This is a genomic window from Rhodococcus sp. PAMC28707 (genome assembly GCF_004795915.1).
Taxonomy (GTDB): domain Bacteria; phylum Actinomycetota; class Actinomycetes; order Mycobacteriales; family Mycobacteriaceae; genus Rhodococcoides.
This window is the reverse complement of the sequence record NZ_CP039253.1, coordinates 1,849,181-1,875,290: the sequence shown is the minus strand read 5'-3', so window position 1 is coordinate 1,875,290 and position 26,110 is coordinate 1,849,181. Positions and strand designations below refer to the sequence as shown.

The window sequence follows — 26,110 nt, the reverse complement described above, 5'->3', positions numbered from 1 at the left end:
CTGTCGAGACCAGCGGGAATGGGTACGATATCGAAAACCACCGCGAAGTCTGATCGCGGAACGTACTTGTTTTCGTCAATTGCCGGGGGATTACGGGGTCGGCAACGGCGTGGAGGGCACAGCACCGTGACATTTCTGCGCAGATGGTGGGCTCAGCCCTGCAACTACATGCGGATGAGGAAGTATTTCGAGGCGCGAGGTGTCTTGAAGGCATACCGCATCGGAGTCGGTTTCAACTGCATCTTCTTCGGGCTCGCTGGGTTCACAAGTTTTCTGACGGCGTCTCCGCCGAGTTCGACGGTAGGCAGGGTCGTCCTCGTGTCCGCTGCCTTCTCGTCGTTCGCGGTCGGTGCGCTGTGGATGCGCGGTCCGTGGCCCAGCGAGCGGGCGAGCACACTGTTCGTCATCTACGCCGATCTCGGCACTACCGTGGCCCTGCTGTCCTACGGGTCGATACAGATGTCGTTCCCGGTATGTGTGCTTCTCGCCGCGACAGGGTTGTACGTACAGGTATTTCACAGCCCGAAGCTGCTCCTGGCGCACCTGCTCTGGTCTGCGATAACGGTGGCAGGGATGTTCGTACTCATCCTGGCGTCACCGAATCTCGATCACGGCCTCGCGTGGTCGCACCTGATCATGTTGCTGCCCGTCATGTTCACCACTCCCGTATTTATCCAATCGATACTGCTCAACCTGCGGGTCGACGCAGACGATGCGATGCTCGACCCGTTGACCGGTCTGCACAACAGACGAGGACTCGATGAGGCGATACCGCGTTTTCTCCGAGGCCGGTGTGAGGTGTCGGTCTTGGTCATCGACGTCGACCGATTCAAATCGATCAATGACCGCTTCGGACACGAAGGTGGAGACCTGGCGCTCACCCTGATCGCACGCAGAATCCGTGTCGACGAAGTGCTCGTCGCGAGGACCGGCGGCGAGGAGTTCGCGATCGTGACGACGGTGTGCGCCGAACAAGCAATCTCGGTCGCCGAATGGATGCGCACTCGCTTGCACTCGCTGCAGGATATCTGCCCACTGACGGTCAGCGTCGGCGTCGCACATTCTGCTTCTGTCGACGGCGACGGAGTGTCCACCGTGACGGATCTGCTTCGGCAAGCGGATGGGGCAATGTACGAGGCCAAACGCCTCGGCGGCAACCAAGTTGTCGTCGCTGACCCGGTAGTTGCGTATCCACCGGTGCGCGCCAGTCGCACGGGTGATTGAACCCCCAGATCGACGGCTCCGATGTGTCCATCACCGCTCTTCGCCGTGGTGACGAGCGAAGAGTCCGGCGAGGCTCACTCCGCCGGCCAGTGCGAATGCGTGACAACGGCTGACGCAGTCACGCATTCGTAGTTGTCAGTTGGGTTGGTTGGGGACAGTGACGTCGAACCTGTCCTCGATGTTCTGCTGCCACTTGTCGGCGCATCGCTGCTGCTCACGCTGGTTGTTGCCGGCATGGCTGATGCAGTCGGCGAAGTCGTTGCCTCCGCTGCTGTTGAACAGTCCGATACCGACGACGAGCAGGACGATCGACAGCGCAACCGCGACCAGACCGAGAATTATCGCGACGAGGGAGACGACCCCGTTGGTTGCGGTGCCCTTTTTGGATTTCGAACGACCGATGAATCCGAGAACCACAGCCAGCAATCCGAAGATGATGCCACCTAGGATCGTCCAGCAGAGCACGATGCCGAGGATCGCGAGCACGATCGCCACGATGCCGGCGGTATTCTGCGGCGGCGTTGGAGGCTGTGGGTAGCCACCTTGCTGCGCATAGCCACCTTGCTGCGCATAGCCACCTTGTGGTGGGTAGCCGCCTTGTGGTGGGTAATTGCCTTGTGGTGGGTAATTACCCGGTGGGTAGTTACCTGCTGGGTAGCGCCCCGGGGGTGGATCCAGTGGTGGGGGTGGGTTCTCGGATGGATTCTCAGGTGGCGGTTGGTCTGACACGGCGGAGACCTCCGATGCGTACGAGCGTGCGTGCTGGAGAGTTTAAGCGCCTTGCCTGGCCAGGCATTCGACTATTCGGAGGCCGTGATCAACCTGTCATCGACTGCGTTGCTCATCCACCCAGGCGTTTGTGCATCTCCCACACCAGTATCTCGGCAGGTGCGGTTGCTTCGATCCGTTGGCCACCAGAGGAACTCAGGCGTACGGCGTCCCCCTCGTACAATTCACCGACGCCTTCCATCTGGACTGTCCCGGCGACGACGAAAACATGAAGAAACGGCGCTTCGGGGATCGTGATCGGTCGCCCGGGCTGTAACCGTGCTGCATGCATGGCAGCCGACTTCTGGGATATGCCGATCGCGGACTGCCCGTGATGCTTCTTCATGCCGGATGCCACGGGAATCAGTCCGCCGCGCAGTAATTCGCCGTCGATCTCGAGTTGTTCGTATCCGGGTGTGATGCCGGGGGTATCCGGCATAATCCACATCTGAACGAATCGAACGGGCTCGTGGTGCTGTTCGCCGGTCAGCCGCCAGGAGTCGTTCTTTTCCGAATGCATGATCCCTTTGCCTGCGCTCATGCGTTGTGCGAGGCCGGGATAGATGACTCCGGAGTGGCCTATCGAATCCTGATGTACGAGCGAGCCCTGCACCACCCACGTCACGATTTCCATGTCGCGATGTGGGTGGGTTTCGAATCCTTCTCCGGCAGAGACGGTGTCGTCGTTGTTGACGAGCAGTAGTCCGTGATGGGTATTGTCCGGGTCGTAATGCTGCCCGAAGGAGAAGGAATGCTTCGAATTCAGCCACGCCACACGGGTTTTCGTGCGATCACCGGCGCGATGGACGTCGATGTGGGGAATGGGGGCGAAGCTTGCAGGATGTGGAGCGGACATGGACCCACTCTACGAGTCGAACGATCGACAGTCGCCAGGCTCGGATAACTTTCGCGCGACGAAAGAAAAACGATCCAGTGCATCAGGTGTGTGAGATCAGGGGGATCGGGTAGCCCTATTCGAAAGATTCGACCACACTGCGCTCGGCTCAGCTCGCGCATACCGGCGGATCCATCGTTAGAGTGAGAAAGTAGACCGAGCGAATGCGGAGGCCAGTGAACTCATCTATGACCGATTCGACGCACATCAGCACGGAAGAGTTGGAAGCTGCACTTCGGGCATGGCTTCCGAAGCAACGCTGGTACGCCGCGAAGGGTTCTCGGATCGTCTCCCTCATCGTCATCTCGCGGGTCTCTCTGGGCTCGCGTCCAGGGGTGGAGGCAGAGCACATCCTGGTCGACGTCGGACTGGATGCACCCGTGACCGAAGGGGGCCGCGTCCAGCGCTACCAGGTACCGCTCGGCTTTCGCCGCACTGTGGTCGAGAGCGCGGTACTGAAGGATCTGGCTCCCTGGCAGTTGCCGGTGCGCGAGGGTGAATTCGTGTACGACGGTTTGCGTGATCCGGAAATCATTGCGCTGTATTCCGACGCCTTGTCGGCGGCCCAGCCGATCGGCTCCCTGGAGTTCCGAAACGTGCCGGGTGACTCGGTCGAGACCGGGATGCTCGGTCGGGTGTTGGGCGCGGAACAGTCGAATACTTCAGTGGTGCTAGGTGAAGTGCTGCTGCTCAAGCTGTTTCGGCAGGTCTCCCCGGGCATCAATCCGGACATCGAACTTCATCGCGCGTTGGCGGCCACCGGATGCCGATTCGTCGCTCCGCTGCGGGCCTGGATCGAGACCGAGGCCGATGGTGAACTTTCGATGCTCGGCATGGCGCAGGACTTCGTGGCCGACGCTGCAGAGGGGTGGACCACCGCCCTGGCCAGTGTCCGTGACCTGCTGGCCAGCGACCGGAAGGTAGCAGAGCTGGATTCCGATTTCGCCGGTGAGGCATACGACCTGGGTGCTGCAGTCGCCCACGTGCACGCGGATCTGGCGAGGGAGTTGGGCACGGCCGAGCGCGCGGGCTCCTCGACGGCCGTCGAGGAGATCCTCGCTCGGGTCGAAGCTGCAGCGGAAGTGATTCCGGAGCTGGCCGATCATCTTCCAGCTGCTCGTGGGCTCATCGAAGGCGCCGAGGCAGCGGGCACGGTAACCGTGCAGCGTATCCACGGCGACCTGCATCTCGGCCAAGTCCTACGCACCGCGGCCGGTTGGTTACTCATCGACTTCGAGGGTGAGCCTGCAAAGCCACTGGAGGAGCGTAGACAGCGAGACAGTGCGCTTCGCGATGTCGCCGGAATGTTGAGATCGTTCGACTATGCGGCTCATCATCTGCTGCTGGACGATCCGGACGTGACCGAGGCGACCTACGCCAGGGCCTCGGAGTGGGCGAGAAGAAACTCGGCATCGTTCTGCGACGGTTATGCATCGGTCACCGGGTCGGACCCACGCGAGGAATCAGCGTTGCTCAGCGCTTACGAGCTGGACAAGGCTGTCTACGAGGCAGTGTACGAAGCACGTAATCGGCCCGCCTGGCTGGAACTGCCGATGCGTGCGATCAGGCGCTACGCACCGGCTCGGGCCGGGTCCTAGCCGCTTTCGTCTCCACCGCTATCGAATCGAGTCCGACAAGTCGGCTTCGATCGTGTGGTCTGCAACTTTGGCGACCTCGGCCTCGACTACTCGGTCCGTCGTTTCGATTCGCTTGTCGTGTGAATCTTCGCCCGCCCCGCACACTATGCACCGAGCGTCCCTCGGGCGCTCCCGTTCGTAATGGTGGCTGTATCTCCCGAAGCTCTGCGCCATCGTGTCGACCCTATTCTGTCCTTGTTCGCGTCGACCACATGGCGACAGTCGTCGACAGTGCCGGATCCGGACATTCAGGTCGAACGGGAGCACGGTTCATCTTTCCCCCCGCACTAACGCGGGGGGAAAGAGGCCCCTCCCATCACATACATGGGAATGGATTTCGAGGTACGTCAGCCCGCCTCAGCGAGTAAGCACTCCGAGATCCAACGGCAACTGAATGCCGGTGACGTGCCGCGCTTCGTCCGAGGCGAGCCACGCAACGGCGGCCGCGATGTCCTCCGGTTCGCTGATCGGGTCGGGCAACGAACCCATGAAAATCGGTCCGAGTGAGGGGTACTTCTCGATCAGCGCCATCATGTCGCCGGGTTGCATGCCGGTCGCGACGCCGTGCGGATGAATAGTGTTGACACGGATACCGAACTGTCCGAGCTCGTTGGCCATCGTCCGACACAGGCCGACGATGCCGTGCTTGCTCGCTGTGTAGTGCGCGAGAAAGGGCAGGCCCTTCAATCCTGCGACCGAGCTGGTCATGACGATCGATCCGCCCGTCCCCTGATCGAGCAAGATCGGAATCGCAGCCTTCGCTGTGAAGAAGGTGCCGGTGAGATTGACGTCGATAGTCTCTTTCCATTGCTCTGGGGTAATTTCCCACGACATCCCCGCCGCACAGATTCCGGCGTTGGCGATGACGACGTCGAGCCTGCCGAGCTGCTCGACCCCGTCGTTCAACGCAGCCGACAAAGCTGCGAAGTCTCGGGTGTCGGCTTGGGTGGCGACGATCCGGCGATCGAGTGCTTCGACTGCAGCCACCGTTTCCTGCAGGTTCTCCGCTGTGGACCCGTCGTAGAATGTCGACTCGAACTCGCCACAGATGTCCACCGCAATGATGTCGGCACCCTCCGATGCGAGCCTTATTGCTTCGGCCCTTCCCTGGCCGCGGGCGGCACCGGTAATGAAGGCAACCTTTCCCTCGAAGCGTCTTGGTTGATGTTCGGTCGATGTGATCATGGCTTCGGACAGTACAACTTCCAGTACTCGGTACGGGGTGGATTCGACCGACGCCGAGTACGCCCAGTACGGTAAGGGGCAACACGGGAGGTAGGGCAGTTATGGAAAGCATCGGTGCGTTCATAGGGATCGTCGTCATCGTTCTGACGATCGTTCTCGTGGTTTTCGGTTGTGTCATGTTGTTCGTGGCATCGATCAAGCCGGACCTGATGAACTTCGATCTCGATCGTCGCTCGCGCAACAAGAAAAAGAGCGATACTTCGTCCTAGTCGGGCAGTGCGGTGACTTGGGTCATAGTTAGGCCTCGAATGTTGGGTGACCGTTGTTGCAGCGGGCAGGACCGTATTGGGTCCAGAACGCCGAAACTGGAGACGATGACGTGAGCAGCACGCTGGACACGCAGCCGAGAACATGTGCCACAGAGATCAGGGCACGTTTCATGGGTGAGTCGGCCCCGGCACAATTCGTCAGATTCGTCTTCGTGGGTGTGTCCAGCAACATCGTCTACATCGGACTGTTCCTCGGATTGGCCTTTCTGGGTACCTTCGTCGCAAATATTGCCGGAATCGCGGCAAGCACAGTTCTGGCCAACGAACTCCATCGACGACATACCTTTCACGCGACGCAGCGGGTCGGCTGGTTGCAGACCCAGTGGGAGGCCGGTGGACTTGCTCTCGCCGGTCTGGCTCTCGGCACCGCAGCCCTGGCCGTAGTCCACATTGTTTTTCCCGGCTCGTCGTGGATCGTGCAGGTCGTCGCGGTCATCGCTGTGAGTGCCGCTACCGGGGCGCTTCGTTTCGTCGCGCTTCGCGGGTGGGTTTTCTGACCTACTGGTGAGTGCACCCAGCGTCGATACAACATACAGAGGGCCCGCGCAGAGATAGGCTGACCTCGCTCGATCGAGCGAGGAGGTCGCGATGGGAACATGGTTCACCGAGACGGTCGTGAACAACGGACGGCTCCCGCTGTTCTTTCTACTCGTGTCGTTCCTACTGGCATTTCTCTTCATCCGGTTCAGTGTTCGGATGATCAGGGCCGAGGTGTCCTGGTGGCCCGGCAACGTCACACCAGGTGGCATGCACATTCACCATGTGATGTTCGGACTGGTCATGGTCCTCGTCTCCGGGTTCGCGCTGGTGGCCATCGCGAACTACGAGACCCCCGTTGCCAACTGCATTCTCGCGAGCGTTTTCGGCATCGGGAGTGCATTGATGCTCGACGAGTTCGCTCTGATACTGCATCTTCGCGACGTCTACTGGGCGGAGGAAGGTCGGTCCTCGATCGACGCGGTCTTCGTGGCCGTCGCGATCTCCGGCCTCTATCTTCTCGGCGTTCACCCCATCGGATTCACCGGAGACTTCGACGTCTATCAGCAGGATCGATCGCTGATCACGCTTGCGCTGGTCCTCTTCGGGTTGGCACTTCAGCTTGGGCTCGCGGCGATCACCCTGCTCAAGGGCAAGCTGTGGACGGGATTGGTCGGCCTGTTCTTCACCCCGCTCCTCATCGTCGGTGCCATCCGGCTCGGTCGACCGTTGTCGCCGTGGGATCGGTGGCGATACGCCGACAAGCCAGGTAAACGAGCGAAAGCCTTCACCCGCGAAAAGCGGTTCCGTGAACCGGTCATCCGGGCGAAAATCATTGTTCAGGAAGCACTGTCGGGTCGTTTCGGTGTACCGATCGAGACGGCCACACCGACTGCCGCGGTTACTGTGTCCGATCAGCCAGTGCCGGTGGCCAAGGTTCCCAATCGACTCCTGACGGCAATACGGTGGAGCCACACTCGGCGACGCTTGCGGAGGACACCGACTTGGCGGCTACCGATGATCCTGGTGTCGTCGTCGATCGTGTTGGCGGCGCTCCTCGTCGACCTGGACAGCGAATTCGGCAACACCGATTCTGCGGACGGCATCGAATCGACATTCGATATCGGAGCCACTGCCACGTTGCTCGCCGTCATCGCCGGCGGCATGATCACGCTCACCGGCCTGGTGTTCACCGCCATCACCCTGGCCATGCAGTTCGGTGCCTCGCAGATTTCGGTACGTGTGGTGCCGATGCTGCAACAGGAAGCCATCATGCGATGGTCGATCGGGATGTTCCTGTCCACGTTCGTCGTCGCTGTCATCATCGCCTCGGATCTGGCGTTGTCCGGCGAGTCCACAGCACCCGTGCTGTCGACGTCCATTGCAATCCTGTTGGCATTCGTGAGTGCATTTCTCTTCATCGCGCTGGTAGCGCGCGTGGGGATGGTGCTCAATTCCTCGCGGTTGCTGCGCTGGATCGCGGCACAGAGTCGCTCGTCCATCGTGCGAACCTATCCGGGATTCACGGAAGAGATGGAACAAGGGCGGAGGGAAGTCGTCTCCGCTGCTTCGGTTCCGACGACCCCGCCCCTCATAGCGTCGAGAGATCCGCACAAGTTCGAGCCGCTGGGTAGCTCGACCACGGTACGACTCCGTCAACTCTCTCCCGACGGCCGAATTCTGTTGGCAGTCAATCTCGCCGGTATCGAGCGACTTGCCGCGGTATGGGGAGTCACTATCGAGGTGCTGCCCTATGTCGGCGAGTTCGTCGCGCAGGACGCTGCGCTGTTCGAGGTGAACGGGCCGCAGTTGCGGGTGCGCCCACATCAGTTGATGGCGTGCCTGATATTCGGTGACACGCATAGTCCGACGGTCAGTCCGGCTGCTGGGTTGCAGGCAATCGTCGACATCGCACTCAAAGCGCTCTCGCCCGCGATCAACGACCCCGGCAGGGCCGTGCAGGCCATCGACCATCTCGAAGACCTACTGTTGACGTTGGCGCCGAGAGTTCGCCTGGAAGCTTCGGACTCGGTGTCGACACGGATACGTGGAACAACCCGAACCTGGGCCGATTACGTGGCTATCTCGACCGACGAGATCCGGCACTTCAGCGCAAACTCCACTCAAGTGCAGCGTCGACTCCGCTCGCTGTTGGACACCCTGCTCGGTTACTGCCCAGTCGAGCAACATGCCCCCCTGGTGGCACGTGTGCACGCCCTGGACGCTCAGATCGCGCGCGAATGGACCGGTGAACTCGATATCGCGCTGGCATCCGTCGCCGATCCTCAGGGGCTCGGTTCGGAAAATGGTTCGGCAGGACGGACACATCCGCTGGTTCTGGGTGTACCTACCGTCGAAACGAACAAATCCGCAACGGGAGAAAAGCCCGAAAACTAAGTTATGCAAAGCTTGCATCCGTGATGACGGCGCTGTTTCGTGCAAGACCGAGGGTCTCGTCCGACGGGATCGCGCCAAATCGGCAGTCCGAAAGTGTGTCCAGCAAAAGGAGAGTCCCTCGAATGACTAGCAGCTTCCATCTACGCGCCCCGGAACCGTCGATGTTCCTACCGGAAGCCGGACGTGCACGATGACGAATGTCGATGCGCCGCAGTGGTTCTCGGACGCAGTTGCGATCAAGCCGGTCGAAAGTGACATCGAGGTGCTCGGCGCCTCGATTCACGTCCGCTCGTGGGGTGAGGAAGATCTTCCCGGCGTCGTTCTCGTCCACGGCGGTGCTGCGCACTCGGGATGGTGGGATCACATCGCACCATTTCTTGCCCGCGGCCATCGCGTCGTTGCGCTCGATCTTTCCGGCCACGGAGACTCGGCATGGCGGGAAGACTACAAAGTCGAATACTGGTCTGCCGAAGTTCTTGCGGTGGCAGAAGCGTCGAACTTCATCCACCCACCAGTGTTGATCGGACACAGTATGGGCGGTTGGGTCTGCATGGACGCCGCGAAGGGCGACGCCAGAATTGCGGGCGTCGCGGTGATCGACACCCCGCTCAGATCTCCCTCACCCGAGCAGACCGCAGCGCGAGACAAGCGAGCGTTCGGACCGCTGAAGGTCTACGCCGCTTTGGACGAAGCGTTGGTGCGGTTCCGCACTGTTCCCGACCAAGCAGACTCGTTGCCGTACGTGATGGACCACGTTGCCCGCGGCTCGGTGCGAGAGGTCGACGGCGGATGGTCGTGGAAGTTCGATCCGAGCATGTTCGGCAGCGCCCGCCCGTCACCGGAGCTGCTTCGATCGGTTCGTTGCCGGGCTGCGCTGTTCCGCGCCGAACGCGGCATGGTCACCCAGGACGTAGCGTCGGACATGTATGAAATGTTCGGCAGATCGGCGCCGGTGATCGAGATCCCGCTGGCCGGACATCACGTCATGCTGGATCAGCCGTTACCGTTGGTGTCGGGCCTGCTCACCTTGCTTGCAGATTGGGACCACTCCAGGGCACAGGTGGCCGGCGCCCAGCACATGTGAGGGCGCCCAAGTGTGGTGAGCTGGGTTTGCAACATCTAACAGAGTCTCGCGTGGACGTCCTCGCCGATAGAGAAACCGACCTACCATCACGTAGGTATTTTTCACTAGAGGAGGCATGTTTATGGCGAGGGATCTGACACAGCTGGAGCTGCTACACGAGCTGGTTCCTGTTGCGGAAGACAACGTGAACCGCCACATGTCGATGGCGAAGGAGTGGCACCCGCACGATTACGTGCCGTGGGACGAAGGCCGCAACTTCGCCGCACTCGGTGGGGTGGACTACGAACCGGAGCAGAGCACACTCTCCGAAGTAGCGCGAGCAGCGATGATCACCAACCTGCTCACCGAGGACAATCTGCCCTCGTACCACCGCGAGATCGCCGAAAACTTTTCGCAGGACGGCGCCTGGGGCACCTGGGTGGGACGGTGGACCGCCGAGGAAAACCGGCACGGCATCGTCATGCGCGATTACCTGGTGGTCACCCGCGGTGTCGATCCGGTCGCGCTCGAGCAGGCCCGGATGATTCACATGACCAACGGTTTCGCTTCACCGGCAGGCGCGCAGACCGGACTGTTGCATTCGGTCTCGTACGTCACCTTCCAGGAACTGGCCACGCGCGTCTCGCATCGCAACACCGGCAAGGTGTGCGACGACCCGATCGCCGACCGGATGCTTCAGCGCATCGCGGCGGATGAGAACCTGCACATGATGTTCTACCGCAACGTCACCGCTGCTGCCCTCGACATCGCGCCGGATCAGACGTTGGAAGCGATCTCGCATATCGTGATGAACTTCCAGATGCCCGGTGCCGGGATGCCGAACTTCCGCCGAAACGGTGTGTTGATGGCCAAGCACGGGATCTACGATCTGCGTCAGCACCTCGAGGACGTGGTGTGGCCGGTGCTGCGGAAGTGGCAGATCTTCGAACGTGAGGACTTCACCGGCGTCGGGGAATCCAAGCGTGAAGAACTGGCCGTATTCCTCGAAGACCTCGAGCGTCAGGCCACCAAGTTCGAGGAAATGCGTGATCGTTCCCTCGCACGCGAGGCCGCCAAAGCAGAGCGGAAGGCGTCCTAGGTCAACCCATCGAGGACTGGCGGCGGGGGCGGCGCTGCAGCCGCCATAATGAACGGTGACCGAATTCTGGGACCGCATCAGCGCGGTCAGTCCAAGTCCGCCGGCCTGGATCGTGCAGATCGCTGCGCTCGTGGCCGTGCTCATCGTCCTTGTTCCGCAGACATGGAGCATTGCCCGGAACGTGGTGACGATTTTCCACGAATTCGCTCACCTACTCGTGGCCTTCTTGACGGGCCGCAGGTTGATGGGTGTGCGATTGCATTCCGATACCTCGGGCGTAGCCATTTCTTCGGGCAAACCGACCGGCCTCGGGGTGATAGCGATGACGTTCGCTGGTTATGTCGGGCCTTCGCTGATCGGGCTCGGTGCAGCCTGGGTTCTGGGTACACAGCATGCGATCGCAGTGTTGTGGATCGGTGTCATCGCAATTGCACTGATGCTCATCATGATTCGCAACGTGTTCGGGTTCATCTCGCTCGTGGTGTTCGGGGCACTGTTGTTCACGGTGTCGTGGTGGGGGACCGGCGAACAACAAGTGGCCGCGGCGTACTTCATCACGCTGTTCCTGCTCGTCGCAGGCCCTCGACCGGTACTGGAACTACAACGCTCACGTAGCCGGGGACGAGCGCGGGACTCCGACGCCGATCAACTGGCCCGATTGACTTTTTTGCCCGGAATACTCTGGGTCGGACTGTTTCTCGTCGTGACGGTCGGATGCCTCATAGTCGGCGGGTGGTGGATCCTGCGCCCCGTTTAGGTCACAGGCCTCGCATTCAATCGTGATGAGGTGAGCGATTCCCTGTTTTACGGTCGACGTCCAGGACGACATCCGGTGAGTCGGGATGATACAGAATGGGACCAGTTTCTCCCTTTCGCAGCGCGCCCGCGCGCAGGGAAAGAAAGCCTCCGCCGATCAGCACGATCGTCGCAGCTCCGGCGATCCACGCCCACCCGCTGAAACCGCCGCCCAACGCGGTGAGGAGCAAACCTGCAGCAACGACCCCGGCCATCATCATGATGACACCGACTCGGTTCTCAGCAGTCTTGATCCAGCGCGGTCCGCGATCCTTCTTGTCTTCTGCCATGACTTCCGTCCTTTCAGCAGTCCGTGACGGCTCCGAAAAGCGTAGGACTTCTGCTGGGCATACCCGCTCGAGCGACGTTCACACCCTCCCACACAACCGGAGTTTCGCGATGAAATTTTCAGAGCTTCCGCTATTTCGCTAGGTAAGCTGAATCAATGGATCGACCCGCAGTAATTCTCGCTAACGACGACGCTGTCTACGACTTCTACCTCGATCATCAGCAGAACCGGCAGGTGGCCAGAATCGCGTACGCCACGCTGGCTCGACGGTTCAAGCCGCGGGTCAGTTACCCCGCCGGTGCGCGTGAAGAAATTCGTAGGCTCGTCTACGACGACACACGGTTCATCATTGCCGTCAATCATCTGACCGAGAGTGATCCGTACACCCTCGCCGCCGCCGCGTGGGCCAGTCCGCTGCGACCCGGGATCGGGCGCACTCGGGTTCTCGCGAAGGACGAGCTCTTTCAAGAATCGAAGCAGCGCAAGCGAATCGACATGATGGGCGGCATCCCGGTGTTCCGTGGAAAGAACCACGGACTTCGAGCGGTCAGCGCAGCAGGCAGCAGGATGATGGACATCAGCGCCGAGCGAATGCGACGCGGCGACGACCTTGCAGTGTTCCCCGAAGGCACCTGCAACCTCGAAGACGCCACCAAGGTTCAACACGTCGGCAGCGGAATCGGCCACATCGTGGCACGGGCCCGCAAGCTCGACGTCGAACCGGTTCTGATCTGCATCGGCCTCAGTTACGGACCCGGCTCGTCGAAGCTCAAATCTGCGAGCGTCTACATCGACGAGCCGATCACCGAACTGCCGGCCAAGCCGATCGAGATCGCGCGCGTCGTCGCTGCCAGATTGCAGAGAGCTGTCGACGGAGCGGTCGCAGCGTACTGAGCAGCAGCTCGATGTCGATAAAACCCTGTCGATAGAAAGTACCGAGATCCTCGACCATAGGAGATGCACGTGACCGATCAGATCAAGACAGCCGTCGTAACGGGAAGTGCCCGCGGAATCGGCGCCGCAGTCGCCAAGCGCCTGGCCAAGGACGGATTCGGAGTCGCAGTCGTCGACCTCGACGAGGCTGCCTGTGCCGACACCGTAGGTGCCATCCAAGCCGCCGGTGGTCAGGCCGTCGCAATCGGCGCCAACGTGGCAGAGGAAGAGTCGGTGAAGACGGCCGTCGACCGGATCGCCAACGAATTCGGCGCCCCGACCGTGCTCATCAACAATGCCGGGATCACCCGCGACAATCTTCTGTTCAAGATGACCGTCGAAGATTGGGACTCCGTACTACGGGTGCACCTCCGTGGATCCTTCCTGATGACCCGCGCGATCCAGAAGCACATGATCGACGCCAAGTGGGGTCGCATCGTCAACCTGTCGAGCACCTCGGCGCTCGGTAACCGCGGCCAGGCCAACTACTCGGCGGCCAAGGCAGGCATGCAGGGTTTCACGAAGACACTCGCCATCGAGCTCGGCAAATTCGGCGTCACCGCCAACGCCATCGCCCCCGGGTTCATCGAAACCGAAATGACCGCCGCGACGGCAGCACGCGTCGGTGTACCTTTCGAAGACTTCAAAGCGGCTGCAGCATCAGAGATTCCGGTCAATCGTGTCGGAAATCCGGAAGATATTGCCCACCTCGCATCTTTCTTCGTCAGTGAAGGTGCGGGCTTCATCTCCGGTCAGGTCGTCTATGCCGCAGGCGGTCCGAAAGACTGAGGTCGGTCGGGGATCTACCCCGGTCCGCGCGAATGGGCCACCGCAGCGTGCTGCGATGGCCCATTCGGAGTCGAGACTGGTTCAGTAAGTGTAAAAACCCATACCGCTCTTGCGTCCGAGCATTTTGGCATCCACCATGCGCTGCAACAGTGGTGGAGGCGCATAGTGCGGCTCACGGAACTCCGCGTACAGCGACTCCGCGACGGCGAGCGTGACGTCGAGGCCGACGGTGTCTGCCAGACGCAACGGACCCATGGGGTGCGCGCACCCGTTGACCATGCCTTCGTCGATGTCCTCGGCGCTCGCGAAACCGGATTCGAGCATCCGAATCGCGGACACCAGATACGGGATCAGCAGCGCGTTGACGATGAACCCGGCACGGTCACCGGAGCGAATCGTCTTCTTGCCGAGCGTGTTCGAGGCGAAGTCGGTGACGGTTGCGACCGTCTCCTCGCTGGTGACGAGGCTGACGACGATCTCTACCAGTGGTAGCACCGGCACCGGGTTGAAGAAGTGAACTCCGACGACCTTGTCCGGTCGCTGTGTCGCATTGGCCATCTTGATAACGGGTATCGACGAAGTGTTCGTCGCCAATATTCCGCTCGGCTTCACGATCGAATCCAGTTTTCCGAACAAATCCAGCTTCAGCGACTCGATCTCCGGCGCTGCCTCGACCACGAGATCGCGATCGGCGAAGTCGTTGATGTCGAGTGTCAATGTGATTGCAGCGCGGGCCTTCTCCGCTGCGTCAGCTTCGATACGGCCGGATTTCACGGCGCGGGCGAACGACTTGTCGAGGCGAGCTTCCGCCGCATCTGCCGCGGCCTGGCTCGTTTCCAGCACGACAACGGAACTGCCTGCGCGAGCACACACTTCGGCGATGCCTGCGCCCATCGTGCCGCCGCCGATGACGCCTACCAATTCGATGTTGCTCATTTGAGCAGCGCCCGGGACATCACGACGCGCTGAATCTGATTGGTGCCCTCGTAGATCTGCGTAATCTTGGCGTCACGCATCATCCGCTCGACTGGGAAGTCGGTGGTGTATCCGGCGCCGCCGAAGAGCTGCACAGCGTCGGTGGTCACCTCCATGGCAACATCGGAGGCGAAGCACTTCGCCGCAGCGGAGATGAAGCCGAGATTCTTTTCACCGCGCTCGGCGCGAGCTGCGGACGAGTAGACCATCAGGCGAGCCGCTTCGACCTTCATCGCCATATCGGCGAGCATGAACTGCACGGCCTGGAAGCTGCTGATCGACTGACCGAACTGCTTACGATCCTTGGTGTAGGCGATAGCGGCGTCGAGTGCGCCCTGCGCCAGACCGACTGCCTGCGCACCGATGGTGGGGCGGGTGTGGTCGAGGGTTTCGAGCGCTGTCTTGAAGCCGGTACCTGGATCACCGATGATGCGATCGCCGGGGATCTTGCAGTTCTCGAAGTACAGCTCAGCCGTCGGCGATCCCTTGATGCCGAGCTTCTTTTCCTTCGGTCCCACGACGAATCCCTCGTCGTCCTTGTGCACGATGAACGAGGAGATACCGTTCGCACCCTTGTCCGGGTCCGTGACGGCCATGACGGTGTACCAATCGGACTTGCCACCGTTGGTGATCCAACACTTGGAGCCGTTGAGGATCCAGCCGTCACCGTCGGCCTTTGCCCGGGTCTTCATGCTGGCTGCATCCGAACCGGCCTCACGCTCGGACAGTGCATACGACGCCATTGCGCCACCTGCGAGCGAGGGGAGGACCTGCTTCTTGAGCTCCTCGGAGCCCTTGAGAATCAGGCCCATGGTGCCGAGCTTGTTGACCGCGGGGATCAGCGAGGAAGAACCGCAGACGCGGGCAACTTCCTCGATGACGATGCAGGTCGCGATGGAGTCGGCACCCTGGCCGTCGTACGCCTCGGGTACGTGGATTGCATTGAAGCCGGAGTTGATGAGCGCAGTCAGCGCCTCGTCCGGGAAGCGCGCGTCCTCGTCCACCGCTTTGGCGTACGGAGCGATCTCCTTCTCCGAAAGGGCGCGAATTGCCGCGCGCAGTTCGTCATGCTCCGCTGGAAGTTGAAACAGATCGAAATCAGGATTACCGGCCATGGGTGCCACTCTCCTAGGGCTTGACTTACGGCACTCAGTGCCACGGATTTGTCCAGTCTACGTCACGGATGCTAACGCATCAACCCCTCGGTGGCACTCGGTGCCAAGCGTGCGCGCCCGTGACCGCTTCAATGGTCCATTCATACGATCAGATGTCTTGAACGGCACATTCAAGCGCAAGGGGGAGTCACTTCGTATGCTCCGCCAGCGCCTCGACGACCGCGGCACGCGAGGTGCCTCGCGGAAAGACTGCAACGACGATCTGCTCCGCGCTCGTGTCGAATCCGGCTCTGACCTTGCGAAGCGCTTCCTGCAGGTCATTGCTGCTGGTAGGAATGCCGTCGCGAATCATTCGTCTCAATATGTAGTTGTGAGTGGCCGTGATCGACGCCGAAAACTGGAGAATCTCCAGGTGCGAATGCTCGGGCAACGCCGTGCGTAAGTAGTCGACGAACAGCCTGTCGTAGCGAAAGACCGTCACGATCTCGCGATCGCGCAGCGCCGGGTTTTCGTGCACCACCTGGTAGCGCAGTCGTGACTGCTCTTTCCACCCGGAAAACCGTTCGAATACCAACTGGGCTGCATCGCACACGGCAGTCCAGGGGTCCGGGTGTGGCTGGCCGAGAAACGCTGCGGTCTGCTCGAGCAAAATTTCGTGGTCGGCGAAGATGACGTCGTCCTTGCCGCGGAACTGACGAAAGAACGTCCGACGCGAAATGCCCGATGCCTCGGCGATGTCGTCGACGGAGGTGGCCTCGTATCCCTGCACCGCGAACAGATCGAGTGCCGCCTTCGCCACGGAAAGGCGGAAGGCGTCGGAATCCTCGGAGTCGCGCATAGTGCAAGAACGTAGTCGAGATTCTTCCGCCGCTGCTACCGATCGCGTTGCAGTTTGTCGCGATACCGATTCGGGGTAGCTCGTGCGGAGCGGCCGGGCAAATCATCCTGACGGCACGGAGGTCGATCCACCGGAATCGTCACGAGCCCTCGGCGCTGCGATCACCGACACGGGTGGATAGACGACGTCGATGCGGTTGCCGTGGGTGTTCAGCAGCACGGCATGGTCTGCCTCGACGAATCGGGCAGTGTCGTGCGTCCTGCACTGCTGTGGAACGACACGAGGTCAGCGTCCTCGGCTCGCGAGTTGGTGAACGAACTGGACGGCTCGGACGCGTGGGCCGACGCAGTCGGGATAGTGCCGCTCGCCGCCATCACCGTCGCCAAGCTGCGCTGCTCGCCGACGACGAACCCAGGAATGCCGATCGTACTGCGGCAGTGTGCCTTCCGCATGATTGGCTGACCTGGAAGCTCGGCGGCGGAGCCAAATCTGCTGCTCTCCGTGAGCTGGCCCCGGCGATCTTCGGTGTACCCGTGCGTACCTACGAGGCAGATCCGGATCCGGCAGTCCGTGAGCGGTACGCCGAAATGCGAGGCTAGTGGCGATCTCTCAGTTGCGTTCTCTCGCTGGGGAAGTGCCTCCAACGTCGCCCGCGCCCCGCTCTTGTGGGGTGAAGCTAGTACCTTGGTGTACTCGGTTACGAATCGCTCGTTGTCGATGAGATCGCCGAACACTGCTCGGTTGGAGATGAATGCGGTCGGATCGGCCTTCTGTCTGCGCGCGAGCGGTACGAGCGAATCCTTCAACTGGTCGACGATTTCGATCGGCTGACCCTGTTCGTCGACGCCCTCGACGTACCGGGCCCAGCTCGCGACCACTGCGGTAGCCAACGTGATCGGTCCGCCGTTGTCGAGGCTGGTGTGGATGGCGGGCAACAGCCACTTGGGGATTCGGTCCGAGGATTCGGCGCACAGGCGTGCGACGGTGTCGCCGATCTCCGGGTTGGAGAAGCGTTCGATCAAGGTCTTCTTGTACTCACCCAGGTCGATGTCGGGAACCGTCTGAAGTGTAGGGGTGGCCTCGTCGTCGGATGCTTCCCCCTGTTGGAGGAGCCGGTCCGCATACATTGCTTGATGTGCACGGTGAAAACCGCCGACACCGAAGTGCACTATCCCGGCTGTGATTTCGGATCTGTCGTAGGTGGGTACCCCGATGTCTTCGATGAAGTCGGCGAGGGTGTGCGAATTGAGCTTCATACGTCGGTCTCCTCGCGCGAGGACGCACCTGCCGGACGGACGGCGCATCCGACGGCGACGATGACCCCGGCAGCTTTGTGACCTAGCACCAAAGGGCTGTTGACGGCGTGATCGCCGATGTGGCCTTCGTGGTAGTAGTGAGCATCGTATCCACAGACGCCGACCGCGGTGACCTGCACGGAACCTCGTCCGCAGCAGGAGAGGGCACCGGTCGGGTCTCCAGGCGGATCGCCTGTTGACCGCTGAGGACGCCGGCCTGCTTAGACTGTGTCACAAAGATCTTCCTGTTTCCGCTTCTCCGATCACGCCGTCTCCACTCCTGGAAGGTGTCGTGTAGATCACATCTTGATGTTAGCTATTGAGCAGAAGAGCATATTGTGAGCATCTGCTCACCGGGTTTAGGGAGTGTTCGTGACCGCAGCGGTCCCCGAGGTATCGGCAGTGCAGCGTTCGTCCAAGTCGAGCGACGACCTCCGACTCGCCCTCCGTGCCGCGTCGATGTACCACCTGGAAGGTGCGACTCAGGCCGAGATCGCGAAGAAACTTGGAATCTCGCGTCCCACCGCCGGCCGACTCGTCGCCAAGGCGCGAGCACTGGGGTTGGTGACCATCGAGATCAATGTGCCCGACGAACTCCAGGGCACCGTGCACGCCGACATCGAAGCTGACTTGGAGCGCGAATTCGGCCTCACCGAAGCGATTGTCGTTCCCGATGTCATCGACGGCACCGACACCGGGTACGGATCGTTGGGGCGGGCCGCCGCGGCGATGCTTTCGCGGCGCCTGGAGGGTACCGACGTCCTCGGGTTCACCTGGGGGCCGGAAACTGTCGCCGTCGCCCAGTCACTCGAGACGCGTGGAGCGCGATGCGACCGCGTGGTTCAACTCGACGGTTCGTCGAGTTCGGCCGACCATCGAACCGGCGTCGAATACACCCTGTGGCGGTGCGCGCAGTACCTGCAGGCGAAGCCGGTACGCCTCAACGCGCCGCTGTACGCCGATCCGGCCACGGTGACTGCGCTGCAGCAGGATTCGGTGATATCGCGCGCCCTTCAAGCTGGGAAGGAGGCTGATGTGATGATGTACGGCCTCGGTCCCGTTTCCACGTCCGCGACCCTGTTCGAAGGCAGTTTCATCGACCTGGACATTCTCGACGAACTGCGCCGCCTCGGCGCCGTCGGCGAGATAGGCGGCAGGTTCTTCGACCTCGACGGCACTCCCGCCGGGGGATCCCTGCCGGGGCGAACCGTATCGGTCGGACTCGACGCCATTCGTGACTGTGATCGGGCGATCCTGATCTCCGGTGGCAGCAAGAAGCATCAGGCGATTCTCGGTGCTCTTCGCGGAGGCTTCGCAACCGTGCTGGTGACCGATATCGAAAGTGCACGTTGGTTGATGGCGCACACGAAGGCTGACAGTGCGGCCTGCAGGAACGACCCAGAGGAAAAGGTATCCAAGTGAAAGTTCTACCGAAAGTGGCCGTCGCAGCATCGCTCGCGATCACCTTGGTGCTGTCCGGCTGCGCCGGCGCGGGATCGTTCGGCGGTGATGGTGACGGTACGACTATCACCGTGGCCATCGTCTCGAACTCGCAGATGTCCGACGCTGTTTCGCTGGCACCGGAGTTCGAGGCAGAGAACCCAGGGATCAACCTGAAGTTCGTCTCACTGTCGGAGAACGAGGCACGGGCGAAGATCACTGCCTCCGTCGCGACCGGCGGCGGAGAGTTCGACGTCGTGATGATCAGTAATTTCGAGACCCCGCAGTGGGCCGAGAGCGGTTGGCTGACCAATCTTTCGGAGTACGCGAACGAAACTCCCGGTTACGACGAGGCCGACTTCATTCCGACACTGAAGGAGTCGCTCTCCTACGAGGGCAGCATGTACTCGGTGCCGTTCTACGGTGAGTCCTCGTTCCTGATGTACCGCAAGGACCTCATGCGGGAGGCGGGTATCACGATGCCCGAGGAGCCCACCTGGCAAGAAGTCGCCGATGCCGCCGCGAAGCTCGACAATGACGATGTTTCCGGTATCTGTCTGCGTGGAAAGCAGGGCTGGGGCGAAGTTCTCGCACCTTTGGATACCGTCATCAACGCGTTCGGTGGACGTTGGTACGACGAGAACTGGAACGCACAGCTCGATAGTCCTCAGGTGGAAGAGGCCGTCCAGTTCTATGTCGACCTCGTCCGGACACACGGTCAAGCAGGCGCAGCGACCAGCGGATTCAGTGAGTGCGGTACTCAGTTCTCGCAGGGAAAGACCGCGATGTGGTACGACGCCACCTCGGCAGTATCGGTGCTCGAGGATCCCACGTCGAGCAGTGTCGTCGGCAAGATCGGGTATGCGAAGGCGCCGAGCGCAGTCAAGGGCGACAACGGCTGGCTGTACTCGTGGGCTCTCGGCATCCCGAAGACGTCGAAGAATCCGGACGAAGCGTGGAAGTTCGTGTCGTGGATGACCAGCAAGGAATACCTGAACAAGGTCGGTAGCGAATTGGGTTGGGAGCGTGTGCCTCCGGGTAGTCGCCTGTCGACCTACGAGATTCCCGAGTACAAACAAGCATCGGCTGCGTACGGCCAGGTGACTCTCGACTCGATCAATGGTGCGGACCCGAACATGCCGACCGTTGATCCGGTTCCCTACACCGGAGTTCAGTTCCTGACCATTCCGGAATTCCAGGATCTCGGAACCCGCGTCAGTCAACAGATCAGCGCTGCAGTGGCAGGACAGATCAGCGTCAAGGACGCGCTCGCTCGAGCGCAGCAATACGCCAAAGTGGTCGGTAAGACGTATCAGGAGGGCCAGGGATGACCACAACCGAAGTGTAATCGCCACAGGCTGATTCGGGAAAGTTGGTACTGAGACCGAGGGCGATCTCGACAGCGGATGGGGCGTCGTCGTGGACCTTTGCTGCCGGCCATGGTCTTTGCGATCATCGTCACCGCTCGGCGGTGCGCGCGCCGGCGTTATCGATTCGTGATTCAACGTCGACTGTTCTGTTATCTTTCCTGTTGCTCGCCCGACACCGACGCCGTGCAAGATTGGTCCCTCCACGACCCCAGAGGTGGCCACAATGTCAGGTCTGACTGATGCGCGCTCGATGCTCCCACGCGGGGCGCCACGCCTGCTCATCCTGGATTCATCCCCACCTCTCGACGTTCCCGCCCTCGATGTTTCCGAGAGCAGACACGGAAAGTGTCTCCGGATCGTCGTCAGCGGCGAAGTCGACCTTGGGACGGTTTCTCAGTTCCGGGCGGCACTCTTCAGTGCATCGAACAGGACGATCGGTGCACTCATCATCGATATTCGCGGAGTGACATTCCTGGGGGTGTCGGGGCTGTCCTGCCTCGTCGACCTGGTGCGGGGCAACATGCTGACCGCGCTGGCGATCGTCGCCACCACCCATGCGGCGCGTAGGTCCATCGAGATCATCGGCCAGGATCCCGACCTGGTGGTGTTCTCTCGACTCGGTGACGCGCTGAACTACGTGGATTCTCGAATCTGACCGGTCGCGGCACCCCTGTTCGGGGGTAGCGCATCGGGAGCTGTGAGTCATAGCGTGAGTCGAGCTAGCGAGAGACGTGCGCCACAGCAGGGAGAAACATGACGAACGTGACGGAACACGACGCCTTCAAGTCGGCTCGGGATCTACTTCTCGATGCCTACGGCGACTACGACGCGGCCGTATCGAACTTTCGGTGGCCCGATCTGGGTGAGCGGTTCAACTGGGCAATCGACTGGTTCGACGCTATCGCCCGCGGCAACGAGAAGACGGCGCTCTGGATCGTCGAAGAAGACGGTTCCGAAGCGAAGTACAGCTTCGATGCGATGTCGCACCGATCGGATCAGGTGGCTCGGTGGCTCTCCGGGCTCGGTATCGGCCGCGGGGATTCGGTGATTCTCATGCTCGGAAATCAGGTCGAGCTGTGGGATTCGATGCTCGCGGTCATGAAACTCGGCGCCGTACTGATGCCGACGACCACGGCGATCGGCTCGGCTGATCTCACCGACAGAGTCGAACGCGGCCAGGCGCGAGCCGTCATCGCGAACCCAACGGATACGTTCAAGTTCGAGGAAGTGCCCGGGGATTACCTGAAAATTGCGGTCGGAGATGCGGACGGGTGGAACGACTTTCACGCGGCCTACGACGTCGAGAGTCCTGAGCCGTTCGAGACCGTGACTGCACCGTCGGACCGTTTGCTCCTGTATTTCACCTCGGGAACGACGAGTAAGCCCAAGCTCGTCGAGCACACACAGGTGTCCTATCCGGTAGGGCATTTGAGTACGATGTACTTCCTCGGCCTGAAGCCGGGAGATGTGCACCTGAACATCAGCTCACCCGGCTGGGCGAAGCATGCGTGGAGTTGCTTCTTCGCGCCATGGATCGCCGAAGCCACCATCTTCATCTACAACTACACGCGCTTCGACGCGAGTGCCCTCCTCGACCAGATCCGTCGCGCCGAGGTCACGACGTTCTGTGCTCCACCGACTGTGTGGCGCATGCTTATTCAGGCCGATATCTCCGGCGGAGGTGGCGCGCTACGTGAAGCGATCGGCGCAGGGGAGCCGCTGAACCCCGAGGTTATCTCGAGGGTGCAGAACGAGTGGGGCCTCAACATTCGCGATGGGTTCGGTCAGACGGAAACCACTGCTCTGGTAGCGAACACCCCCGGAGCGAAACTGAAGTTCGGCGCCATGGGCCGTCCGTTGCCGGGTATCCCGGTCGTCATCATCGATCCGGTGACAGGCGAGGAGGCCGACGAAGGCGAAATCTGTCTCGATCTGGCCAAGAAGCCGTTCAACCTGATGACGGGATATCTCGGCAACCCGGCTCGCAACGAAGAAGTCATGTCCGGTGGCTACTACCACACAGGCGATGTGGCCTCCCGCGACGAAGACGGTTACATCACCTACGTCGGTCGCACCGATGACGTCTTCAAGGCCTCGGACTACAAGGTGTCACCGTTCGAGCTCGAAAGCGTGCTGATCGAGCACCCCGCCGTCGCCGAAGCTGCAGTCGTACCGGCACCCGACGAAACGCGGCTTGCAGTCCCGAAGGCGTACGTTGCCCTGGCGGCAGGTTGGGAGCCGAACGAGGAGACTGCATTTCAGATCCTGAAGTACGCACGTGAGCATCTGGCGCCGTACCTTCGGATCCGAAGGATCGAGTTCTTCGAGCTACCGAAGACCATCTCGGGCAAGATTCGACGCGTCGAACTTCGGGCTCGCGAGGACTCCGGCGAGGTGCTCTCGGCCGAGTGGCGGGACGATCAGTTCACCGGGCTGAAATAGCAGCGTCGTTGCTCGGCGAAATATCGCTCATTTCGTGGAGCGATCTGTACTCGAGACGGGCAGGGTGAACCCCCACGGTAGTTCGAGGCGGTGCCGGGCGAGGAGTTCGGAATCGCCGAGTATGTCCGCGATCGGTCCGTCCGCGACTAATGCCCCGTCGTCGAGAATGACGGCACGCGTGCACAGCTGAGCGGCATACGGCAGGTCGTGCGTGACCAGCAGCATCGTGGTGTCGAGGTCCATCAGCGTCTCGGCGAGTTCGCGACGCGCGACCGGATCGAGATTGGCGGACGGCTCGTCGAGGACGAGGATGTCCGGTTCGCAGGCGAGGACCGAGGCGAGGGCAACGCGTCGACGCTGGCCACCCGAGAGGTGCGTGGAGTTGCGGTCGGCATGTTCGCTCATCCCGACGACCTTCAGGGCTGCGGCGACGCGGGCGACGAGCGCGGGACCGGTGACACCGAAGTTGGCGGGACCGAATGCGACGTCCTGGGCGACGGTGGGCATGAACAGTTGGTCGTCGGGATCCTGGAAGACGATCCCGACGAGCCTTCTGATTTCTCGTACTGTCTTGCTGCTCAGACGGAGTCCGCTGACGTCCACGGTTCCCCGATCTGCGGTGAGGACGCCGTTGAGCTGAAGCATCAGCGTCGTCTTTCCGGCCCCGTTGGGGCCGAGTATGGCGACGCGTTCGCGGTGTGCAACCTCGAGGTTCAGTGCGGTCAATGCGGCCGTGCCGTCGGGATAGGCGAAGGACACACCGTGAAGTTTCAGGCTCATCGGACCAGCCATGCTGTCAATGAAGTTCCGAGAGCAACGACCGCCGGCGCAGAGCCCAGGAACCAGTCACGCCGAACTGCAGCGGCGGAGACCCCTGCTATCGAGTCCATCGCGGGTATTGCACCGTCGAACCCGCGGGAGGCCATGGCTAGATGTACGCGCTCACCGCGCTCGTAGGACCGGAGAAACAATCCACCGACCCCGCGGGCCGTAGCCGCGATCTGATGGAAGGCCCGCGGGTCATCGCCTCGGGCCAGGCGCGCGATCCGCATCCGATCTGCCTCGGCTGCAAGCAGTTCCACGTAGCGGAGCATCAGTACCACGATGGTCGCGATGAAGGACGGTACGCGAAGCCTGGTCAGACCGACGGGTAGTTCGCGAGGATCGGTCGTGGCGGCCAGGGTCAGGGAGACTGCAACGCCGAGAGTGCCTTTGACGATGATGCCCCATGCAGCCCATAGTCCTGATGTGGACAGTTCCATGCCGAGAACGGCAATTCTGTCCCCGCCCTCCGCGAACGGCAGCAACACCGCGAGTACGACGAATGGCAACTCGATGAGCATCCGGGGGGCGATCCAAGTCAATGGGATGGAAGCTGTTCGCCACAGGACGAGCAGGCCGATCGCGTACAGAGCGTAGGGCCACAACATTTCTCGCGGAGTCGCGACCACAGCCAGGACGGTGACGACGGCACAGCCGATCTTGACCTCGACGGGCACCTCGTGCAGCGGTGAACGTACCTCGCGATACAGCGCGATGCCCATGCCGGTTCAGTCCGCTCGACTGTGCCGCGACCGTGCGATCAGCCAGAACAGTCCTCCGGCAGCCGCGAAAGTGGCTACGACCCCGATGATTCCTGCGACACCGGTGAGCGAATCCCGGCCGCCGATGGTGTAGTCCGCCAAGGGCGTACCGGTCATCCGATGGTCGGTCGCAGACTGCGCTATGCACGATCCGGTCAGTGATTCACCGGCGGCGGTCTCGACCACCTGGCAGCCCTGCAGAGTCGTCGAGTCCAGACCGTCGGGGTGCGAACTGGCGAAGTAGGAGACGATTCCGGCGATCAGCAGAGCCGCCACCGCGAAGCCGACATAGAACCTGCGCGTCATACCGCTACCTGCTTGCGAGTGCGCAGAAGGTGCACCAGATCTGGTCGCACGCGGGCCACCGCGACAACCGTCAGCGCGGTGATGATGCCTTCACCGATGCCGATGAGAGTGTGTGTGCCGAGCATGTATGCCGCGACGGTGCCGACCGAGGTCGAGGAGGCGCCGCCGAGAGAGTACTCGACGATGAACCCGGCCGACGCCGCGACCGTGCCGCACAGCGCAGCCACGAACGCGATGGTGCCGAGGCCGGCCAGGTTCTCCCGCCGAAGGATGACGCGTCGCAATCCGACGGCAACGCCGCATCCGACGGCAACACCGATCAGTGCCATGTTGGTGATGTTTGCTCCCAACGCGCTCAATCCGCCGTCGGCGAAGAGTAGCGCTTGAACGACGAGCACTATCGACACGCAGAGGGCACCGGTGAACGGGCCGACGAGGATGGCTGCAAGCGCGCCTCCGAGCAGGTGTCCGCTGACGCCGGGGAGGATCGGGAAGTTGACCATCTGGACGGCGAAGATGAAAGCGGCGACCAGGCCGGCCATGGGCACGGTGCGCTCGTCGAGTTCCGATCGTGCCTTCCACGCACATACTCCGACACCCACGAGGGCGATGAGTCCGAACAAAAGCGAGGTCGGGAGGTCGATGATGCCGTCGCTCATGTGCATGGCGACGTTCTCGCTCGACTCTCTGTTGCCTACGATCGTGGTCATCGTGGTCATCGTGGTCATCGTGGTCATCGTGGTGGCGGGACGGGGTATGGATCCGGAACAATCACAAGGAGACACTAACCTGCAACTGTTGTCATCTGCACAGTTGTTCAGATGAATTGTCGATCAGCAGGAGTTGTCAGGCGTGGCGGTGCACTA

26 protein-coding genes and 2 pseudogenes are annotated in these 26,110 nt (G+C 61.5%); 15 read left to right on the top strand and 13 right to left on the bottom strand.

Annotated features, from left to right (window positions below; genetic code table 11):
- The first annotated feature begins 126 nt into the window (after nt 1-126).
- Entirely contained in the window at nt 127-1,224 is a 1,098-nt protein-coding gene (locus E5720_RS08520) for a GGDEF domain-containing protein (RefSeq protein WP_247596231.1), read from the top strand.
- 135 nt (nt 1,225-1,359) lie between these two features.
- On the opposite strand, the gene E5720_RS08515 is transcribed toward E5720_RS08520, so the two are convergent.
- Together E5720_RS08515 and E5720_RS08510 are read right to left on the bottom strand one after the other, a co-directional pair.
- Complete coding sequence (locus E5720_RS08515; protein ID WP_136170296.1) at nt 1,360-1,953, bottom strand: DUF4190 domain-containing protein; 594 nt, start codon at nt 1,951-1,953, stop codon at nt 1,360-1,362.
- Nucleotides 1,954-2,065: 112 nt separating this feature from the next.
- Nucleotides 2,066-2,848 (bottom strand): pirin-like bicupin family protein, encoded by a 783-nt coding sequence (locus E5720_RS08510; protein ID WP_136170295.1) that lies wholly within the window; start codon nt 2,846-2,848, stop codon nt 2,066-2,068.
- A gap of 227 nt (nt 2,849-3,075) precedes the next feature.
- Here E5720_RS08510 and E5720_RS08505 point away from each other — a divergent pair, with 227 nt between their 5' ends.
- Nucleotides 3,076-4,485 carry a hypothetical protein gene (locus E5720_RS08505; protein ID WP_136170294.1) on the top strand — a complete coding sequence of 470 codons (1,410 nt, stop codon included), beginning with the start codon at nt 3,076-3,078 and terminating at the stop codon, nt 4,483-4,485.
- A 396-nt stretch (nt 4,486-4,881) separates the two neighbouring features.
- On the opposite strand, the gene E5720_RS08500 is transcribed toward E5720_RS08505, so the two are convergent.
- Nucleotides 4,882-5,709, bottom strand: a complete 828-nt coding sequence (locus E5720_RS08500; RefSeq protein ID WP_136170293.1) for a mycofactocin-coupled SDR family oxidoreductase — start codon at nt 5,707-5,709, stop codon at nt 4,882-4,884.
- Nucleotides 5,710-5,810: 101 nt separating this feature from the next.
- Here E5720_RS08500 and E5720_RS21645 point away from each other — a divergent pair, with 101 nt between their 5' ends.
- From E5720_RS21645 to E5720_RS08475, 6 genes are all read left to right on the top strand, one after another.
- Nucleotides 5,811-5,978, top strand: a complete 168-nt coding sequence (locus tag E5720_RS21645) for a hypothetical protein (RefSeq protein WP_168708313.1) — start codon at nt 5,811-5,813, stop codon at nt 5,976-5,978.
- Nucleotides 5,979-6,088: 110 nt separating this feature from the next.
- Nucleotides 6,089-6,535: a GtrA family protein gene (locus E5720_RS08495; RefSeq protein WP_247596230.1), complete on the top strand. Its 447-nt coding sequence runs from the start codon at nt 6,089-6,091 to the stop codon at nt 6,533-6,535.
- 91 nt (nt 6,536-6,626) lie between these two features.
- A complete protein-coding gene (locus E5720_RS08490; protein WP_136170292.1) occupies nt 6,627-8,912 on the top strand; it encodes a DUF2254 family protein in 2,286 nt (761 codons plus the stop codon).
- Nucleotides 8,913-9,102: 190 nt separating this feature from the next.
- Complete coding sequence (locus E5720_RS08485; RefSeq protein WP_136170291.1) at nt 9,103-9,996, top strand: alpha/beta hydrolase; 894 nt, start codon at nt 9,103-9,105, stop codon at nt 9,994-9,996.
- Between the two features lie 121 nt (nt 9,997-10,117).
- A complete protein-coding gene (locus tag E5720_RS08480) occupies nt 10,118-11,074 on the top strand; it encodes an acyl-ACP desaturase (protein ID WP_084347263.1) in 957 nt (318 codons plus the stop codon).
- A 55-nt stretch (nt 11,075-11,129) separates the two neighbouring features.
- Nucleotides 11,130-11,831 (top strand): M50 family metallopeptidase, encoded by a 702-nt coding sequence (locus tag E5720_RS08475; protein ID WP_136170290.1) that lies wholly within the window; start codon nt 11,130-11,132, stop codon nt 11,829-11,831.
- Between the two features lie 16 nt (nt 11,832-11,847).
- Here E5720_RS08475 and E5720_RS08470 read toward each other — a convergent pair whose 3' ends face one another.
- Entirely contained in the window at nt 11,848-12,159 is a 312-nt protein-coding gene (locus E5720_RS08470) for a hypothetical protein (RefSeq protein WP_136170289.1), read from the bottom strand.
- Between the two features lie 155 nt (nt 12,160-12,314).
- Between E5720_RS08470 and E5720_RS08465 the strand changes: the two genes are divergently transcribed.
- Together E5720_RS08465 and fabG are read left to right on the top strand one after the other, a co-directional pair.
- Nucleotides 12,315-13,052 (top strand): 1-acyl-sn-glycerol-3-phosphate acyltransferase, encoded by a 738-nt coding sequence (locus tag E5720_RS08465; RefSeq protein ID WP_136170288.1) that lies wholly within the window; start codon nt 12,315-12,317, stop codon nt 13,050-13,052.
- A gap of 69 nt (nt 13,053-13,121) precedes the next feature.
- The gene (gene fabG / locus E5720_RS08460) at nt 13,122-13,880 is read left to right on the top strand and encodes a 3-oxoacyl-ACP reductase FabG (RefSeq protein ID WP_210729979.1); all 759 of its coding nucleotides are present in this window, start codon (nt 13,122-13,124) and stop codon (nt 13,878-13,880) included.
- Between the two features lie 81 nt (nt 13,881-13,961).
- On the opposite strand, the gene E5720_RS08455 is transcribed toward fabG, so the two are convergent.
- From E5720_RS08455 to E5720_RS08445, 3 genes are all read right to left on the bottom strand, one after another.
- Nucleotides 13,962-14,807: a 3-hydroxybutyryl-CoA dehydrogenase gene (locus E5720_RS08455; RefSeq protein ID WP_281727923.1), complete on the bottom strand. Its 846-nt coding sequence runs from the start codon at nt 14,805-14,807 to the stop codon at nt 13,962-13,964.
- 5 nt (nt 14,808-14,812) lie between these two features.
- On the bottom strand, nt 14,813-15,979 hold the full coding sequence (locus tag E5720_RS08450; protein WP_210729978.1) for an acyl-CoA dehydrogenase: 1,167 nt from the start codon (nt 15,977-15,979) through the stop codon (nt 14,813-14,815).
- A 178-nt stretch (nt 15,980-16,157) separates the two neighbouring features.
- Nucleotides 16,158-16,808 carry a TetR family transcriptional regulator gene (locus E5720_RS08445; RefSeq protein WP_136170284.1) on the bottom strand — a complete coding sequence of 217 codons (651 nt, stop codon included), beginning with the start codon at nt 16,806-16,808 and terminating at the stop codon, nt 16,158-16,160.
- Here E5720_RS08445 and E5720_RS08440 point away from each other — a divergent pair.
- Nucleotides 16,807-17,281 (top strand): annotated as a pseudogene (locus E5720_RS08440) (FGGY family carbohydrate kinase); the annotation flags it as partial. The gene E5720_RS08445 and the pseudogene E5720_RS08440 sit on opposite strands and share 2 nt — an antisense overlap.
- A gap of 159 nt (nt 17,282-17,440) precedes the next feature.
- Here the strand turns inward: E5720_RS08440 and E5720_RS08435 are convergent.
- Nucleotides 17,441-17,983 (bottom strand): annotated as a pseudogene (locus tag E5720_RS08435) (mannitol dehydrogenase family protein); the annotation flags it as partial.
- 77 nt (nt 17,984-18,060) lie between these two features.
- Complete coding sequence (locus tag E5720_RS08430) at nt 18,061-18,243, bottom strand: alcohol dehydrogenase catalytic domain-containing protein (RefSeq protein ID WP_247596229.1); 183 nt, start codon at nt 18,241-18,243, stop codon at nt 18,061-18,063.
- Nucleotides 18,244-18,475: 232 nt separating this feature from the next.
- Here E5720_RS08430 and E5720_RS08425 point away from each other — a divergent pair, with 232 nt between their 5' ends.
- From E5720_RS08425 to E5720_RS08410, 4 genes are all read left to right on the top strand, one after another.
- Nucleotides 18,476-19,525 carry a sugar-binding transcriptional regulator gene (locus E5720_RS08425; protein ID WP_247596228.1) on the top strand — a complete coding sequence of 350 codons (1,050 nt, stop codon included), beginning with the start codon at nt 18,476-18,478 and terminating at the stop codon, nt 19,523-19,525.
- Nucleotides 19,526-19,539: 14 nt separating this feature from the next.
- The gene (locus tag E5720_RS08420) at nt 19,540-20,874 is read left to right on the top strand and encodes a sugar ABC transporter substrate-binding protein (protein WP_136172535.1); all 1,335 of its coding nucleotides are present in this window, start codon (nt 19,540-19,542) and stop codon (nt 20,872-20,874) included.
- Nucleotides 20,875-21,136: 262 nt separating this feature from the next.
- Nucleotides 21,137-21,568, top strand: coding sequence for an STAS domain-containing protein (locus tag E5720_RS08415; protein WP_136170283.1), 432 nt, complete (start codon nt 21,137-21,139; stop codon nt 21,566-21,568).
- 98 nt (nt 21,569-21,666) lie between these two features.
- Nucleotides 21,667-23,355, top strand: coding sequence for an AMP-binding protein (locus E5720_RS08410; protein WP_136170282.1), 1,689 nt, complete (start codon nt 21,667-21,669; stop codon nt 23,353-23,355).
- Nucleotides 23,356-23,382: 27 nt separating this feature from the next.
- Here the strand turns inward: E5720_RS08410 and E5720_RS08405 are convergent, their stop codons facing one another.
- From E5720_RS08405 to E5720_RS08390, 4 genes are read right to left on the bottom strand one after another with little or no spacing between them, the layout of a single operon-like run.
- Nucleotides 23,383-24,147 carry an ABC transporter ATP-binding protein gene (locus tag E5720_RS08405; protein ID WP_168708312.1) on the bottom strand — a complete coding sequence of 255 codons (765 nt, stop codon included), beginning with the start codon at nt 24,145-24,147 and terminating at the stop codon, nt 23,383-23,385.
- On the bottom strand, nt 24,132-24,899 hold the full coding sequence (cbiQ, locus tag E5720_RS08400; protein ID WP_136170280.1) for a cobalt ECF transporter T component CbiQ: 768 nt from the start codon (nt 24,897-24,899) through the stop codon (nt 24,132-24,134). Before cbiQ ends, E5720_RS08405 begins: the two co-directional genes overlap by 16 nt.
- Nucleotides 24,900-24,905: 6 nt before the next feature.
- Nucleotides 24,906-25,244: a PDGLE domain-containing protein gene (locus tag E5720_RS08395; RefSeq protein ID WP_136170279.1), complete on the bottom strand. Its 339-nt coding sequence runs from the start codon at nt 25,242-25,244 to the stop codon at nt 24,906-24,908.
- Nucleotides 25,241-25,909 (bottom strand): energy-coupling factor ABC transporter permease, encoded by a 669-nt coding sequence (locus E5720_RS08390; RefSeq protein ID WP_136172534.1) that lies wholly within the window; start codon nt 25,907-25,909, stop codon nt 25,241-25,243. The genes E5720_RS08395 and E5720_RS08390 overlap by 4 nt, the downstream gene beginning before the upstream one ends.
- Nucleotides 25,910-26,110 lie beyond the last annotated feature (201 nt).